Below are 15835 nucleotides of genomic sequence, written 5' to 3'. Positions count from 1 at the left end.
CCCAGCCATCGGATTTGCAAAATATAGAGCGCCTCGATCCGTCGGCATTTATCTGCGCTGTCTTTTCCAGTAAGCTCCTTGAAACCGGCTGAAATCGTACCGAACGGTTCAGTTCCAGTCTAGAGAATTTTGCATTTACTGTACTACCCGGTTCACTAAGGGATTGAGGATATAAATGAAGGTGCGTACTGAAGCACGCCGCGAAGCCATCATCGATGCCGCAGCAAGTGTCTTCCTTGAAATGGGCTACGAACGTGCGTCGATGAATGAAGTCACCAAACGGATGGGCGGCTCCAAAGCAACGATCTACAGCTACTTCCCCTCCAAGGAGGAGCTGTTCATCGCCGTGGTCAACAGGGTTGCAACCGCTCATCTTGCCGAGGCCGTTTCGGAACTGGCGATCTCTGTCGACAAGGACACAGATGCAGAATTAGACCTGCGAACGCTGTTCACGCGCTTCGGGGAGCGAATGTTGATGGTACTCATCAATGATGACAGCGCGTTGGCGGTGTACCGCATGGTAGTGGCCGAATCCGGGCACTCCGACATCGGCACAATGTTCTATGACTCAGGCCCCAGGGAATTCCTGCAAACGGTGACGACGCTGATGAATGCGGCCATGCAACGTGGCCAGCTACGTACCACTGATCCGCATATCGCAGCGCTGCAACTCACCTCGCTGCTGACCGCGGAAACCGACATTCGCCTCTATCAACAAACACCCGCACGCTTGAGCGTCGAGCAGATTCAAAGCATGGTCAAACGAGCAATTGATACTTTTATGCTGGGCATGGAAAAGCGCTGATTCACCGGGCTGCGACAGGTAGCCCTCTTTAAATGCTGGTTAAAATGTAAAGCTGCCAGGCCGTGACATATTTGCTTACGATTTATCCGGACAACCTGATTCAAACCTCGATTCCGGGCCCGTATAGCTCGTCAAGAAAACCCGAAGGCAGGCGATAGCCTATTGCCCACTTCGGAGAAATAATAATGATCCTGCGAAAACTCAATCTTGCACCGCGTTCGGCTTTATGCTTCGGTATTTTTTGCCTGATGATCGTTGCACTGGGCCTGCTGGCTTTGCGTCAGGCAGCACTTCTCAACACAGCAGAAAAATTCATCGAAACCAACGTGCTACCCAGCGTAAAACTGCTCGGCTCTCTGGACAGGGAGTTTGTCGGTATCAGGGGCAATAACGCCCGACTTCGTAACCCCCTTGAGCCGCAGGATCGCAGGACCAAGGCACTTAGCGACATTCAGCAGGCCCGCTCGCTGATTGCCGGTCTTTCGGACTCTCTCAGCAAACTGATCGTTACCCCTCAAGGGCGTCAGGCATTCGACGAGCTCCGCAAAGCCAACGCCGACTATCAAACAGCCCAGGATCGCTACCTGGCCTCTGTTGCAGCGGGCAATCTGGAAGAGGCAGTTGCCATTTCCAATGGCGACATGAAAGTTGCGGCGGATCAGGTCGAAAACACGCTGAAAAAACTCATCGGCATCAACGACAGCAAAGCGGAAAAAGCGGGTGATCAAGCCGAATCTGCTTATCAGCAAACCTTGTTGATGGTGAGTATTTTTATCGCGGTCGGCGTGATTACTACCCTGCTGCTGGCCTGGATGTACACCCGCAGCCTGACTCAGCCGATCGGTGAGTCGCTGAACATTGCGCAACGCATTGCGGCCAATGACCTGAGCAAAGACATTCCACAAGACGGCAGTGATGAAGCGGCCAGACTGATCGCCGCACTGGCGTTGATGCAAGCCAACCTGCGCAGTGCCCTGACTCTCATCGGCGACTCGTCCACCCAACTGGCCGCTACTTCCGAAGAGATGCACGCAGTCACCGAAGATGCATCGCGCACCATTCAGCGTCAGAGCAATGAGATCGAAATGGCAGCTACGGCCGTCAACCAGATGAGCGCGGCGGTAGAGGAAGTGGCCAGCAACGCCGCATCGGCATCGGAAGTGACGTCTCAATCGAGCACCGCAGCCATGGCCGGACGTGCGCAGGTCGATGAGACTGTCACGGCGATCAACCTGATGGTCTCCAAAGTGCAGATCACCTCAACCGAGGTGCAGGGCCTGGCGGTCATGGCAACGGACATCAGCAAGGTGCTGGATGTGATCCGCGCCATCGCCGAACAAACCAACCTGCTGGCACTCAACGCTGCGATCGAGGCGGCCCGTGCAGGCGAAGCAGGGCGAGGTTTTGCCGTGGTCGCGGACGAAGTACGCGCATTGGCACACCGCACCCAGCAATCGACCCGCGAAATCGAACAGATGGTCGGCTCGATTCAGACCGGCACCGGCAACGCTGTCACTGCCATGGAGCAGACCAGCGTTCAGGCACACAAGACCCTGGAGATGGCCAATGGCGCCGGCAAGGCGCTGCTCGAAATTACCGACTCCATCAGCCAGATCAACGAACGCAATCTGATGATCGCTACCGCTGCCGAAGAACAGGCCCAGGTTGCTCGTGAGGTCGACAGGAGCCTGGTCAGCATTCGTGACCTGTCCAGTCAGACGTCCGAGGGCTCCAATCAGACCGCCATCGCCACTGCCGAGTTGTCGACGCTGGCGTCAGGCCTGAACCGTCTTACCAAGCAGTTCCGCGTTTAAGCTCTATCGCCGGGAAGCGCGCTTCCCGGCATCTCCCCTTGTCGAATGGCCTGCCCTGATCTAAGTTGTACGACGACAGATGAATTACTCATCTGCGCGGGCTTCGCTCACATTCAATAACGACAAGAAAAAGGGATGAACATGAAAAAGCTGACACTGCTAATGGCGTTTCTGTGCCTGTTTACCGGCTACGCCGCTGCGGCAACTTCTGACGAGACTGATGTTGCCGAGGCGGTAGACAAGCTCACGCAAGCCATGTGGCACAAGGACATAAAGCAACTCAATGCGCTGACCGCCGACAACCTCACATACGGACACTCCAGCGGCACCATTCAGGACAAGAAAGCGTTCATCGCAGACATCGAGACCGGCAAGAGCGCCTTTAACGAACTGAAGATGCTCAATCAGAAAATCATTCTTTCCGGCGACACCGCCCTGGTGCGCAATCATTTCTCGGCACAGGCAGTGAACAGCGGCAAGGTTGTGCCGACCGAAATCGAGAACTTCCAGATCTGGCAGAAGCAGAATGGCCAATGGCTGCTCATCGGCCGTCAGGCATTCCGCTTCTAAACCCACCGGTTCAAGGCAGCAGCAGGCGCTACTGCTGCGTGCCGAACATCGCCGTCCAGTAAATTCCTGCGTCACTTTTCGGGTCCATCGCGTAAGCTGCTCCCAACTCGCGGAAATCAGGACTCATCAGGTTGGCGCAGTGGCCGGGGCTCAGCAGCCAGCCATCCACCACCTTGCGCGCGCTGTCCTGGCCTGCAGCGATGTTCTCACCGACCTGCTGGCCTATATAGCCAGCAAGTTCGGCCCGATCGCCAGGCGTACGGCCGTCGCGATCCTTGTGGTCAAAAAAGTTCTGATTGGCCATTGCCTGCGAATGACGTTGTGCGGCACTGCCCAGAACAGCGTTCCAGACCAGTGGCGTGGTAGCAGCGAAGGATTGCGTTCCGCACTGACGCGCCTGGGTACGGGCGTTATTGACCATTTCCAGAATTTTTTGCCCTTCTACCTGCCAATCGCCAAGACGCGAAGCCACCAGCGAGCGTGCCAGGACAATGCGCCAGTCTCGCCCCTGCCGGCTAACCCCGATGTCGACAAATTGCGGGTCCAGCACTACCCGGCAAAAACTCTCCAGCACCGCTTTAAGTGCCGAGTCAGCGTCATTTGGGCCGGACAGACTGATCGCCTGCACAGTGACCATTGGATAGGAGGCACGCGTCAGCGCCTGTTGCAGGTCCAGATTGCCACTGGCGGGCAGCACCAGACGTGCATCACTGGTCAGTGGCGGCAGTTCCATGGATACCTGCTCGCCACAGCGCTGTGCCTGACCACGATAGGCGTTGATGGATTCGATCAGTTGCGTATCGTCGCTGGCCAACGCAGCACTGGCAAAGATTCCACAGCACAGCACGGTCACAAATGATAACGATACTCTCGGGAGCGACAGGCGCAGGGTGTTGAAAATGACAGGCATGAAAAGTCTCTCTCGGGCTGAGTCCGCCTATGATGCGCGAAATGACCCGGTCGGGCGCAACGCCTTTTTCATGTCAGTGCGGAAATTAGCCACCGAAAAGGCAAAGACGTGCGCCAGACAGTACCGTGTTGAAACGGCTCAAAGCTTGAAGTTGGCGACCAGCGAATTGAACGAGGTGGCCAGTCGCGACAGTTCCTGACTTGAAGCGCTGGTCTGGTTGGCACCTGCGGCGCTCTGGGTCGAAAGATCCTGAATGTTGATCAGGTTGCGGTCCACCTCGCGTGCGACCTGGGCCTGCTCTTCGGAAGCCGAAGCAATGACCAGGTTACGCTCGTTGATGGTCGCCACACCCTGGGTGATTTTTTCCAGCGCGGCACCGGCACGCAGCGCCAGCTCCTGAGTATTGGTGGCCAGAGACAGGCTCTTGCCCATCGCAGCAACGGCGCCATCGGCCCCGGACTGCACGGTGCTGATCATGCCTTCGATTTCCACTGTCGATGCCTGAGTACGGTGTGCCAGGGCACGAACCTCATCAGCCACCACCGCAAAACCACGACCCTGTTCGCCGGCACGCGCGGCTTCGATGGCGGCATTCAACGCCAGCAGGTTGGTCTGTTCGGCGATGCTGCGAATCACGTCCAGCACCTTGCTGATCTCCCGCACATGCCCGGCCAGTTCTGACACAGCGCCAGTGGACTCGGTGATCTCGTGCACCATGGTGGTGATGCCCTTGACCGTATGATCCACCTGACCACGTCCATCGACTGCATCATCGGTTGCAGCCTTCGACGCCTCGGAGGTCGACACCGCATTACGCGCCACTTCTTCCACAGCAGCAGTCATCTGATTCACGGCAGTCGCAGCCTGCTGGATTTCGTCGTTCTGGCGAGTCAGTCCGCGGGTGCTTTCATCGGTAACGGCGCTCAATTCTTCGGCAGCAGAGGCTAACTGGTCTGAAGCACTGGCAATTTGTTGAATGGTATTTTTCAGACCGGTCTGCATGTCGGACAGTGCGTCCAGCAGTTGTCCGGCCTCATCGCCACGATCAGAAACAATCGGTTGGGTCAGGTCGCCACCGGCAATGCGCTGAGCACTTGCTACCGCGACCGCCAACGGCCGGGTAATCATGCGGGTGATCAACAGCCCCAACATGATTGCCACCAGAAAGGCGATGACTACGCCGATTTCAAGCATCATCACCGAAGAATTCCGTAGATCGGCGGCAGCCGCAGCACCCTCTTTGATCTGACGGTTGTTGGAATCAATCATAATGCGCAAATAGCTGCGCACCTTGGTAAAGCCTTCCGAAGACAGTGTGTTCAGTCGGGTGCGGGCAGCGTCGTAATCACCGGCCTTGATCAGATCGACAACCTGCTGGGCTCCGGCAACGTAGCCGGGCATCATCAGCTCAAACTGGTCACCGGCGGCACGCTCGTCATCTTCCAGCGGCGTGGCACGGTAAATCGCGAATACCCTCTGTGCGCGAGCCAGATCTTCGCTCAACGCCTGTCGAACACGTTCCTTGTCGGCTTCAGGAACGCCGCCATCCTGCGCATCCAGCAAACGGTACAGTCCACGGTTGTGAGCGGTGAGGCTGGTCAGCGTTTCATTAGTGTTGCTGACAGAAACAAGGTTGTTGGAAAAGGTAAGCTCAAGCGCGTTGCCCAAGCGGGTAACCCCGACCATGCCCAGGCCGCCAACGGCCAGTGTGATCAGTGCACAAACAATGAATGCCGAAAGAAGCTTGGTCGAAAACTTGGACTGACGCAGGAAATTCATGGGGCTTACCTGTTGCTGAATGAGGGGCGACATCCGTGCCTGAGAGTGACCAAATAGTCGTGATGTCATAATGACTTCACTCCATTTGGATCGTTCCAACGCACTCCCCACTTTTTGATAGATAGCGCTTGTGCAACTACCTCCGTCTATCAATACAGGTCTGCCTGCGCGACACCCTGGCTGTCAGTGCAGCCTTGACGCTTGCGCAACACCTTCCGGCACGCCACGATTTTCAAGACGCTGCTCGGCGAACGCCCTGGCATCCCGGGTCATACGGTCGAGATGACGGTCACGCTGCTTCTCTGCATCGACCATCGCTCTCTTGCCGTGCTGTTTGAGCAAGTACGCATGAATCTGACGCACTTCCACCGAGCTGTAGATCGGAGCGATGTCCATGACCGCAAGCAGGCCATCCGTTCCATGATCCAAGGTGTTCATGATGACCTGCGGGCCGCGTGCGCCCAGGACCTGGAAGCCCAGCGCTTCGAAATACGCCACTTTGCCCACCACGCAATACAGTTCTGCGTGCGGGTAGCGGCCGACCATCTTATTCAGCATCGAGCGTGCAATGCCCTGGCGACGATGGCTTTCGCGCACCGCCATATAGGCCACGGCACAAGCCTGTGGATCATCCTGCACAGGCAGGTACAGTAAAAACCCCAATACGGTTTCCGGGTCCTCATCGTCCAGCGCGACGATCAGTTCGACCGCCAGGTTTTGCGAGCCGTCCATGGCGTTCAGGTAGAGATGCACCTCATACCCCACGCCATACTGATACAAGTTGTACAGCGGATTGCTCGGCGCAATGGCTACCATGCTGATGTCGGTCACGTAGTCCACGACCATCTGCTGGATCTGGCTACGGATGAACTCCGGTGGCGGGGTTTGTAGCAACATGATGGTGGGCATGAGACGAGGGGCTCCATTGAACGGGGTGTGGCTGCACAGGATGTGGCCACATGATAGCGCGTCAACGCTTTCAAAACCGATAATGTCACTTTGCCGCAGGATAACTTAGTTGTAACTTATACGACGACCTCAGAAGACAATATCAAAAAGCCAGCAATCTTGAATGTCACATTATTTAGTTGCACGATCGTTCCATACCGGGACGCCAGCACTTTATTATTGACGAGCTTTCAAAATGATAATGATTACTATTAACCTTGAATAGCGTGATTAAACGTGCCTTTTATTAATACCAACATTTAATAAAAATTCCTTTATTTTCATTGTCATACATAACTAAAACCATGATTTTTTATACGTTCACCTGTAGCCCGTCTTTCTCATAACTAAGGAAATTATTCAACTAATTGGGAAAGTTTTTTACTCGGTTCCTCTCCCCTCTCAGTATTTATCTTAATCACCCCGATATATTTTTATAATCACCGCCCTGCCCTCACGCGCCTAAGATAAACCGGCCTACTAAAAATATGAGGGATTCAAAATGCCGTTATTAAACTGGTCCAGACACATGGTGTGTCTGACTGCAGTCGGTCTCGTTACTGTTCCGACCGCCTATGCAGCAGACACCCTGACTCGCGACAATGGTGCCGTCGTCGGCGACAATCAGAACTCTCAGACTGCAGGCGCCCAAGGGCCTGTCCTGCTGCAAGATGTGCAGCTGTTGCAAAAGCTGCAGCGCTTTGATCGCGAGCGTATTCCGGAGCGCGTGGTCCACGCTCGCGGCACGGGTGTCAAAGGTGAGTTCACCGCATCGGCCGATATCAGCGATCTGAGCAAGGCCACGGTGTTCAAATCGGGCGAAAAAACCCCGGTCTTCGTGCGCTTTTCCTCCGTTGTCCATGGCAACCACTCGCCTGAAACCCTGCGCGACCCACACGGCTTCGCCACCAAGTTCTACACGGCAGACGGTAACTGGGACCTGGTAGGCAACAACTTTCCAACCTTCTTCATCCGTGACGCCATCAAGTTCCCGGACATGGTCCACGCCTTCAAGCCTGACCCGCGTACCAACCTGGACAACGATTCGCGTCGCTTTGACTTCTTCTCGCATGTTCCAGAAGCCACCCGTACGCTGACACTGCTGTATTCAAATGAGGGTACGCCTGCAGGCTATCGCTTCATGGACGGCAACGGCGTACACGCCTACAAACTGGTGAATGCCAAAGGCGAAGTGCACTACGTCAAGTTCCACTGGAAGACCCTGCAAGGCATCAAGAACCTTGATCCGAAAGAAGTCGCTCAGGTCCAGTCCAAGGACTACAGCCACCTGACCAACGATCTGGTCGGTGCCATCAAAAAAGGCGATTTCCCGAAATGGGACTTGTACGTTCAGGTCCTGAAGCCTGAAGAGCTGTCGAAATTCGACTTCGACCCTCTGGACGCCACCAAGATCTGGCCTGATGTCCCTGAGAAGAAAATCGGTCAGATGGTCTTGAACAAGAACGTCGACAACTTCTTCCAGGAAACCGAACAGGTCGCCATGGCCCCGGCTAACCTGGTTCCTGGTATCGAGCCTTCCGAGGACCGTCTGCTGCAAGGCCGTGTGTTCTCCTACGCCGACACCCAGATGTATCGCCTGGGCGCGAATGGTCTGAGCCTGCCGGTCAACCAGCCCAAGGTTGCGGTGAACAACGGTAATCAGGACGGTGCTCTGAATACCGGTCACACCACCAGCGGCGTCAACTATGAGCCGAGCCGTCTGGAGCCACGTCCAGCCGACGAAAAAGCGCGCTACAGCGAACTGCCGATCAGCGGCACCACCCAGCAGGCGAAGATTACGCGTGAGCAGAACTTCAAGCAGGCGGGTGATCTGTATCGCTCCTACAGCCCTAAAGAGAAGACCGACCTGGTACAGAGCTTTGGCGAGTCGCTGGCTGACACCGACACCGAAAGCAAGAACATTATGCTGTCGTTCCTGTACAAGGCAGATCCGGACTACGGCACTCGGGTAACCGAAGTCGCCAAGGGCGATCTGAGCAAGGTCAAGTCGCTGGCTGCAAGCCTCAAAGACTGATGATCTGATGTCCCGCTCCGGCGTTTACGACGCCGGGGCGGTTCCAGCCAGGAGAACGCCTGTGAAAAATCTGATCTATGCCTTGCTGCTGTTTGCTGCAGCCGCAAACGCAACCCCACCCGCCCCTGTACCCGCTTCCGAACTGACCGCTGAACAGACCGCCAGCCAGTTGCGCACGCTGTTTTTCGACGCGTCCCGTGAAGGCAACAACCCGATGCTGGACACCTTCATCGAAGCCCATTACGACCTCAACGTGCGTGACGAACAGGGCTATACCGGCCTTATTCTGGCCGCCTATCACGGCCATGAAGATTCGGTGGAACGCCTGATCAATGCCGGTGCTGACCCTTGCGCCAAGGACAATCGCGGCAACACTGCACTGATGGGCGCGATTTTCAAGGGTGAACTGAGCATCGCCAAGCGCCTGGTTCAGGCCGATTGCGGCCCAAACCTGACCAACAATGCCGGGCAGACGGCGGCCATGTACGCGGCGCTGTTCAAACGCACTGAAGTGCTCAAGGCGTTGACCGACCGGGGTGCCGACCTGACCATCCGTGACAGCATGGGCAACGACGTGCAGGGCTTGTCGAAAGGCGAATTCCAGACACTGCCTGCCCGCTGACGTTTTTTGGACTCAATCCTTGCGTTCGATCATTTCGTAGATGCGGCTGGCGAACGCGTCCATGGTGAACGGCTTGGTGAGCACCCACATCCCCGGATCCAGATGGCCGTTACCAATGATGGCGTTCTCAGCATAACCGGTGATGAACAGCACTTTAAGGTCTGGTCGAATGATGCGCGCAGCATCCGCCAGTTGCCGACCGTTCATGCCGCCAGGCAACCCGACGTCGGTTACCAGCAGGTCGATACGCATATCGGACTCCAGCATCTTCAGCGCAGACGCGCCCTCGCCCGCCTCGATCGGGATATACCCCTGATCCTCCAGCACTTCGGCCACCAGCATGCGGATGGTCGGCTCATCGTCGACAATCATCACCGTACGCTCGGTCTGCGCAGGCGCCGATTCGCAAGTCTCGACAGCCTCGACCTCTTCCGCAGCCCCAAGGTAATGACGCGGCAGGTACAGGCACATGGTCGTGCCCTGCTCAGGTTCAGAGTAGATACGCACCTGCCCACCGGACTGGCGCACAAAACCGTACACCATCGACAATCCCAGACCCGTGCCCTGCCCGAGTGGCTTGGTGGTGAAAAACGGGTCGAACGCGCGGTTGATAACCTCAGGCGACATGCCGGTACCGGTGTCACTGACACACAGCGACAGGTATTGCCCCGGTGTCAGGTCCCGGCTCTGGGAGCCGCGCTCGTCAATCCACCGGTTAGCGGTTTCGATGGTGATTCGCCCGCCTCGCGGCATGGCATCCCTGGCATTGATACACAGGTTCAACAGCGCATTTTCCAGTTGCGGGGCGTCAATGAACGTCGACCACAACCCGACTGAGGTCACGACTTCCAGCGTGATGTGAGGTCCGACCGTACGTCGAATCAGCTCTTCCATCCCGATCACCAGCCGGTTGATGTCGACCGCCTTGGGGTCCAGCGTTTGTCGACGTGAAAACGCCAGCAGCCGGTGAGTCAGCGACGCTGCACGCTTGGATGCATCCTGCGCAGCCCCTATGTAGCGATCTATTTCAGTGAAACGGCCCTGGCTCATGCGCGTCTTGAGCAGTTCCAGCGAGCCGGTGATACCAGTCAGCAGGTTGTTGAAGTCGTGGGCGATACCGCCAGTCAACTGACCAACCGCTTCCATCTTCTGCGACTGGCGCAAGGCATCCTCAGCCTGAGCCAAGCGTTCCTGCTCTCGCAACCGTTCGCTGACATCGTAGGCAAACAGGTACGCGCCAATGGCCTGGCCTTGTGCATCGCGAAGCGTGCTATAACGCATTTCGAAGTGGCTGGCCGGATCCTTCGAATCGCTGAAGCTGACGCTTTCGGCAAACTCCTCGCCTGCCAACGCCCGCGTCCAGCGCTGCTTAAGGCCCGCTTTGCTCTGCGGACAGTCGTCCAGCAGGTCGAGCATATTGTCGCCTACCTGAGGACGGACGCCAAAAAGACGCTCGAACTCGCGTAGCGCTGAGCCATTGATGGCCATCCAGCGGTAATTGGCGTCGATGACATGGATGAATGCATTGGTGCCATTGACGACATCGGCGAGCACATTGCGCTCGGCGACGGCCTCGACAATACGAGCCTCCAGCGTTTCATTCATCTGCTGTAACGCCAGCTCTGCGCGCTTGCGTTCGGTGATGTCTTGAAACAACACCGCTACCTGCTTGCGGCTGGCCGGCTCGATGCGGAACGCGGTCAGTGCCAGGTAGCGCCCGGTCGCCACCAGCTCGCGCTCGAAGCGGACCGGCTCACCGGTGCGCAATACCTTGCCGTAGAACTCGACCCAGCCATCCGCCTCTTCGCGAACCATCTCGCGCAGCTTCTTGCCCACCACATTGGGAATGCCGGCGTGATACTCGTAAGCCGGGTTGGCTTCAATATGAATGTAATCGCTCAACGGGCCGTGCGGGCCGTCAAAGAACTCGATGATGCAAAAGCCTTCATCCATCGCGTTGAACAGAAAACGATAACGCTCCTGAGAGTGCGCCAGGGCGTTTTCGGCCTCCTGACCACTGACGCTCAGGCGCTCTTTAAGCGAGGCGTTTTCCTGCTCCAGAGCCGATAATCGGCTCTGGAGATGTTGTAGATCTGTCGGGGTCACGGCGGAGGCACCTGCGGTGTGGGTTGCGCCGAGTTCCCTTCAGGCAGGGCGGCACGAGCACGCTACGAGAAAAAACGCTCAGTTGCAAAAATAATGGCATTTTGCATTCGAAAATCGATGATTTTCGAAAGTCAGGGCGGTATGTGCTTCTCGATACAGCCAGAGCGAGCCCGGCCGAGCAGCCCTCCAACAGCACACAACGTCAGCTCATTCCGATCCTGCTGTTCGCAGAAGCAACCATTCATCCACGACCTGGCCCATGTTTTTGGGCTCGCCATCAGTGATCCACGCCATGAATGGCCGGTCGAACCTGAACGACGGCCCGCATTGTCCGGTCATGAAGCGCCTCACGTTCTGCGTATTTCGGTAGCGGTCGTCCACCGGGGTATCACGTGTAACAGGATCGGAGTGCCAGTCGAATGTCATGCGTTACCCTACCCGACAGTGTTGAAAGTCTGTGCTTTATAGCTGGAAATCAGCAGGCCCCGCGACTGCTGACTGCCGGTTATGAGAGCCGATCCGCTTACTCTCCGGCAAACGGCACCAGCGACTCCAGCAGCCATGCACCTGCTGGCCCCAGGCTGCGCTGGAATGACCAGATGACATCGACCGCCGAGCGACGCGGCCAGCCCGAGACTTTCAGCTCTTTGAGCAGCCCGCCCGAATAGCGCGACACCAGCCAGCGCGGCAACGCCGACCAGCCAAAACCGAAGGCAGCCATGTCCATCAACAGCAGGTAATTGGGCGCTGACCAATGACGGTGACCGCTGGTGGGCAGGTCGTCGGTGGGGATGCTGTGCTCGACCAGCGTGTTGAGGCGCAATGCGCGGTAACCCGCCAGTTGCTGATAATCGACCCGTTCCAGCGCGGCAAGCGGATGTTTATGCGAGACGAACAGACCGAAATCGGCACTTTCGTCGATGGTCGCGTGACCGATCTCCGGTGGGTAGCTGGCTTGCGCCGACAGCAGCCCCAATGATGCCCTGCCCGACTGCACCAGGCTGATGGCATCACCGTGCTCGGCGAATACGCATTCCATCTCCAACTCTGGAAAGCGCTGATCCAGCTCGGTCATCAGCCGCTCGAAATCGGCGAACTGGTTGGCGTCCGACAGCACCAGCGTCAGCCTTGGCTCGACGCCTGCCGCAAGCCTTGCAGCAGCCCGGCGCAGTCGGTCCGAGGCGCACAACAGGTCATCGACACGGCCAAGCATGACCCGCCCGGCTTCGGTCAGAACCGGCTGCCTGGAAGAGCGATCGAACAGCTCCAGCCCAAAATCGATCTCCAGGCGGGCAATTGCTTCACTGATCGTCGACTGACTCTTGCCCAGACGGCGTGCAGCTGCACTGAACGAACCCAGCGCGGCAATCTGGGCGAAGGCTTCCAGGGCTTCCGGTGAATAACTCATGACACTCTCTTATCGGCTTTACCGATGGTATTGATTTTCAGGTTAACGCAAACACCGATGATAATGCTGCCACCCACGAGCACAAAGGACAGTCTTATCATGAGCAACAGCCCACAACACGCCAGCCAGCACGCATCCGTAGCGTCCAAGACCCTGCGTGAAAGGGCGCTGCACGCCAGCCTGTTCGAGATCGGTGGCGTGATTCTGGTCGCACCGCTGCTGGCCTGGCTCATGAACCATTCGCTGGCAATGATGGGCGCCATGACAGTGATGATCTCCACCATCGCCATGCTTTGGAACATGCTCTACAACGCCCTGTTCGACAGGCTGCGCAACAGGTACGGATTTGCCATGAGCTTGACCACTCGCGTGCTGCACGCAACAGGTTTCGAAGCCGGACTGATTCTGGCCGTCGTGCCACTGGCCGCATGGTGGCTGACGATCAGCCTGATGGAAGCATTCTGGCTGGATATCGGTCTGCTGCTGATGTTTCTGCCTTACACCATGCTGTTCAATTGGGCCTACGACGCATTGCGTGCACGTGTAGTGCAGCGGCGTATGGCCAGGTGTGAGGTGCTTTGAGAGAAGACGTCTGCGCGGGCGCTCAGGCATCAGCCATATAGATGCACCGCATCAGTTCTTCTCACTGGATTATCAAATCAGCTCCGTTGCACACTGTCGCCCAATGACCACGGCAAGGACACCCTTCAATGACAACTGAAATACTCAAACTGGCGGCATTCAGCGATGGCGATCGCGGTGGAAACCCGGCAGGCGTGTGGATTGGCGATGCGCTGCCCGATGACGTCGTCATGCAGCAGCTTGCCGCCGAGGTCGGCTTTTCCGAAACCGTGTTTGCCGCTCCTGTGGAAGGTTGCTGGCGTGTGCGTTATTTCTCGCCGCTGGCAGAGGTCCCGTTCTGCGGACACGCGACCATCGCTTTGGGCGCAGCGCTGGCGGCACGGCAAGGCGACGGCGTGTTCAACCTGACGCTCAATCAGGCGCAGATCACTGTCGAGGGTCATGCGCAAGGCTCCCTGACTTCGGCAGCACTGCAATCGCCACCGACCTTCAGCAAGCCGATCAGCGCGCAGTTGCTGGAAGAGGCCCTGGCGCTATTCGGCTACACGCACAACGATCTGGATGAACGCATTAAGCCAGCGCATATCAACGGCGGTGCCGGGCACCTTGTGCTGGCGCTGAACAGCCGGGCACAGCTCAAGGCTATGCACTATGACCAGCAGGCCGGTCGAGAGCTGATGGTACGCGAAGGCTGGGCGACTATTTTGCTGGTATGGGCCGAAACCGAACAGCTGTTCCACACTCGCAACCCGTTTGCCTTCGGCGGCGTTTATGAAGACCCGGCTACCGGTGCGGCCACGGCGGCCCTGGGTGGTTATCTGCGCGATATAGGCTGGCCGCACGGTGGCCTGATAGACATTATTCAGGGCGAGGACATGGGCAGCCCGTCACGTCTGCGCGCCGAAATCCCCGAGCAGCCCGGGAGTTCGATCCGGGTGTCGGGGATGGCGCGCAGGTTGTAGTCAGAATCAGGTCCTGAGTTTGCTGCCGCCGATAGCCACGCCCAAGAGCATCACGGCAACGATCATGAACGCCAGCTCAAGGCTGCTGACATGGGCGATGAAACCGATTGCCGCAGGACCAATCAGAATCCCGGCGTAACCAACCGTGGTGATCGCCGGAATCGCCACGCTTTCCGGCATGGTCTTCTGCCGACCGACTGCGCTGTAGCAGACCGGTACGATGTTCGAGCAACCCGCGCCTACCAATGCATACCCCAGCAGCGCCGCCTGCCAGACCGGGATCAATGTCGCGACGGCCAGCCCCGCTGCGGCACACAGCCCGCCAAGAATGATCACTCGATTGGAGCCCACCCGTTTTACCACCGCATCGCCAAACAACCGCCCCAGGGTCATGGTCGCGGCGAATACCGCATAGCCCAGTCCGGCATACGACGCTTCGACACCACGCAACGAGGTCAGGAATACCGCGCTCCAGTCAAGCATTGCGCCTTCGGCCAGAAATACGGTGAAGCACAGCAGGCCGATGAACAGCACCACGCCACGCGGGATGGCAAAGGCTGGCCCATCGGCCGGACTGCCGTAAGGCAACAGATTCGGCGCCGCTTTGGCCAGCGCAACCAACGTCAGAAATACCACGATCAGCATCGCCGTGAACGGCGAGATGCCCAGACTGAGCAAGCCGGCGACACCCGCGGCACCGACAATCCCACCGAGGCTGAACAGGCCATGGAATCCCGACATCATGGTCTTGCCGCTGGCACGCTCGACAATCACCGCCTGAACGTTGGCCGTGCAATCCACTCCCCCCATGCTCGCGCCAAACAGGAACAGCGTGGCTATGAGTAGCGGCAGACTGGATATCGTCGCCAATAGCGGTAGACACAGACAGATCAACACCGTCGAGCAGACCAGCAACCGCCGACAGCCAAACCGCGCTGCCAGCGCACCGGCCAACGGCATCGAGAGAATCGAGCCTACGCCGAGGCACAGCAACAAAAGCCCGAGCGTGCCCTCATCAAGGCCCATCCGCTGTTTGACGTAAGGCACCAGCGGCGCCCAAGAGGCGACACTGAAACCGGCAATGAAAAACGCGATACGCGTCGAAGACTGCTCCGCCCGAGCCTTGGCATCCTGGGCTGCGGTGCTGAAAGAGGTCATGCATGCTCCTTGTAATTTGCCGAGTACGGTCACACCGGCCAGCGCGACAGCCTAACAAAGCTGATCGATTAGCCAAAACCTCTGATGCACTTGCATGAGGCTCGTTCCATCGTCGTGCAAGGGCCGTCCGATTTGC

At 57.6% G+C, this 15835-nt stretch carries 14 protein-coding genes; 7 read left to right on the top strand and 7 right to left on the bottom strand.

Features of this window, described 5'->3' with window-relative positions:
* The first annotated feature begins 175 nt into the window (after positions 1–175).
* From RYC18_RS23490 to RYC18_RS23480, 3 genes are all read left to right on the top strand, one after another.
* Positions 176–805: a TetR/AcrR family transcriptional regulator gene (locus RYC18_RS23490; protein ID WP_005780575.1), complete on the top strand. Its 630-nt coding sequence runs from the start codon at positions 176–178 to the stop codon at positions 803–805.
* A gap of 185 nt (positions 806–990) precedes the next feature.
* Positions 991–2619: a methyl-accepting chemotaxis protein gene (locus RYC18_RS23485; RefSeq protein ID WP_316886918.1), complete on the top strand. Its 1629-nt coding sequence runs from the start codon at positions 991–993 to the stop codon at positions 2617–2619.
* 141 nt (positions 2620–2760) lie between these two features.
* Positions 2761–3189 carry a nuclear transport factor 2 family protein gene (locus RYC18_RS23480; protein ID WP_032701925.1) on the top strand — a complete coding sequence of 143 codons (429 nt, stop codon included), beginning with the start codon at positions 2761–2763 and terminating at the stop codon, positions 3187–3189.
* Positions 3190–3217: 28 nt separating this feature from the next.
* Here RYC18_RS23480 and RYC18_RS23475 read toward each other — a convergent pair whose 3' ends face one another.
* The 3 genes from RYC18_RS23475 to RYC18_RS23465 all read right to left on the bottom strand — a co-directional run bounded on the left by RYC18_RS23475 (position 3218) and on the right by RYC18_RS23465 (position 6787).
* Positions 3218–4099: a CAP domain-containing protein gene (locus RYC18_RS23475; RefSeq protein ID WP_316886917.1), complete on the bottom strand. Its 882-nt coding sequence runs from the start codon at positions 4097–4099 to the stop codon at positions 3218–3220.
* A gap of 138 nt (positions 4100–4237) precedes the next feature.
* Positions 4238–5878, bottom strand: a complete 1641-nt coding sequence (locus tag RYC18_RS23470; RefSeq protein ID WP_004657015.1) for a methyl-accepting chemotaxis protein — start codon at positions 5876–5878, stop codon at positions 4238–4240.
* A gap of 183 nt (positions 5879–6061) precedes the next feature.
* Positions 6062–6787 (bottom strand): GNAT family N-acetyltransferase, encoded by a 726-nt coding sequence (locus tag RYC18_RS23465; protein ID WP_316886916.1) that lies wholly within the window; start codon positions 6785–6787, stop codon positions 6062–6064.
* A 568-nt stretch (positions 6788–7355) separates the two neighbouring features.
* Between RYC18_RS23465 and katB the strand changes: the two genes are divergently transcribed.
* Both katB and RYC18_RS23455 read left to right on the top strand, forming a co-directional pair.
* The gene (gene katB, locus RYC18_RS23460) at positions 7356–8861 is read left to right on the top strand and encodes a catalase KatB (protein WP_004665787.1); all 1506 of its coding nucleotides are present in this window, start codon (positions 7356–7358) and stop codon (positions 8859–8861) included.
* Positions 8862–8922: 61 nt separating this feature from the next.
* Entirely contained in the window at positions 8923–9483 is a 561-nt protein-coding gene (locus RYC18_RS23455; protein WP_316886915.1) for an ankyrin repeat domain-containing protein, read from the top strand.
* A gap of 12 nt (positions 9484–9495) precedes the next feature.
* Here RYC18_RS23455 and RYC18_RS23450 read toward each other — a convergent pair whose 3' ends face one another.
* The 3 genes from RYC18_RS23450 to RYC18_RS23440 form a co-directional block, all read right to left on the bottom strand.
* The gene (locus RYC18_RS23450) at positions 9496–11589 is read right to left on the bottom strand and encodes a PAS domain-containing sensor histidine kinase (RefSeq protein WP_316886914.1); all 2094 of its coding nucleotides are present in this window, start codon (positions 11587–11589) and stop codon (positions 9496–9498) included.
* Between the two features lie 207 nt (positions 11590–11796).
* Entirely contained in the window at positions 11797–12015 is a 219-nt protein-coding gene (locus RYC18_RS23445) for a DUF6434 domain-containing protein (RefSeq protein ID WP_005744517.1), read from the bottom strand.
* Between the two features lie 97 nt (positions 12016–12112).
* Positions 12113–12997 (bottom strand): LysR family transcriptional regulator, encoded by an 885-nt coding sequence (locus RYC18_RS23440; protein ID WP_002554175.1) that lies wholly within the window; start codon positions 12995–12997, stop codon positions 12113–12115.
* A gap of 99 nt (positions 12998–13096) precedes the next feature.
* On the opposite strand from RYC18_RS23440, the gene RYC18_RS23435 reads away from it, so the two are divergent.
* Together RYC18_RS23435 and RYC18_RS23430 are read left to right on the top strand one after the other, a co-directional pair.
* The gene (locus RYC18_RS23435; protein WP_054077791.1) at positions 13097–13579 is read left to right on the top strand and encodes a multidrug/biocide efflux PACE transporter; all 483 of its coding nucleotides are present in this window, start codon (positions 13097–13099) and stop codon (positions 13577–13579) included.
* Between the two features lie 128 nt (positions 13580–13707).
* Positions 13708–14541, top strand: a complete 834-nt coding sequence (locus RYC18_RS23430; protein ID WP_316886913.1) for a PhzF family phenazine biosynthesis protein — start codon at positions 13708–13710, stop codon at positions 14539–14541.
* Between the two features lie 6 nt (positions 14542–14547).
* On the opposite strand, the gene RYC18_RS23425 is transcribed toward RYC18_RS23430, so the two are convergent.
* Positions 14548–15699, bottom strand: coding sequence for an MFS transporter (locus RYC18_RS23425; RefSeq protein ID WP_005744522.1), 1152 nt, complete (start codon positions 15697–15699; stop codon positions 14548–14550).
* Between the last annotated feature and the right edge of the window lie 136 nt (positions 15700–15835).

Source organism: Pseudomonas syringae group sp. 247E2 (assembly GCF_032587795.1).
GTDB lineage: Bacteria > Pseudomonadota > Gammaproteobacteria > Pseudomonadales > Pseudomonadaceae > Aquipseudomonas > Aquipseudomonas amygdali.
Note: the sequence above shows the minus strand (reverse complement) of the source record. Positions and strands in the feature narration are given on the sequence as shown.

Coding starts and splice junctions, on each gene's coding strand:
- RYC18_RS23490 (WP_005780575.1), top strand. CDS start 176: ATGAAGGTGCGTACTGAAGCACGCCGCGAAGCCATCATCGATGCCGCA.
- RYC18_RS23485 (WP_316886918.1), top strand. CDS start 991: ATGATCCTGCGAAAACTCAATCTTGCACCGCGTTCGGCTTTATGCTTC.
- RYC18_RS23480 (WP_032701925.1), top strand. CDS start 2,761: ATGAAAAAGCTGACACTGCTAATGGCGTTTCTGTGCCTGTTTACCGGC.
- RYC18_RS23475 (WP_316886917.1), bottom strand. CDS start 4,099: ATGCCTGTCATTTTCAACACCCTGCGCCTGTCGCTCCCGAGAGTATCG.
- RYC18_RS23470 (WP_004657015.1), bottom strand. CDS start 5,878: ATGAATTTCCTGCGTCAGTCCAAGTTTTCGACCAAGCTTCTTTCGGCA.
- RYC18_RS23465 (WP_316886916.1), bottom strand. CDS start 6,787: ATGCCCACCATCATGTTGCTACAAACCCCGCCACCGGAGTTCATCCGT.
- katB (WP_004665787.1), top strand. CDS start 7,356: ATGGTGTGTCTGACTGCAGTCGGTCTCGTTACTGTTCCGACCGCCTAT.
- RYC18_RS23445 (WP_005744517.1), bottom strand. CDS start 12,015: ATGACATTCGACTGGCACTCCGATCCTGTTACACGTGATACCCCGGTG.
- RYC18_RS23440 (WP_002554175.1), bottom strand. CDS start 12,997: ATGAGTTATTCACCGGAAGCCCTGGAAGCCTTCGCCCAGATTGCCGCG.
- RYC18_RS23435 (WP_054077791.1), top strand. CDS start 13,097: ATGAGCAACAGCCCACAACACGCCAGCCAGCACGCATCCGTAGCGTCC.
- RYC18_RS23430 (WP_316886913.1), top strand. CDS start 13,708: ATGACAACTGAAATACTCAAACTGGCGGCATTCAGCGATGGCGATCGC.
- RYC18_RS23425 (WP_005744522.1), bottom strand. CDS start 15,699: ATGACCTCTTTCAGCACCGCAGCCCAGGATGCCAAGGCTCGGGCGGAG.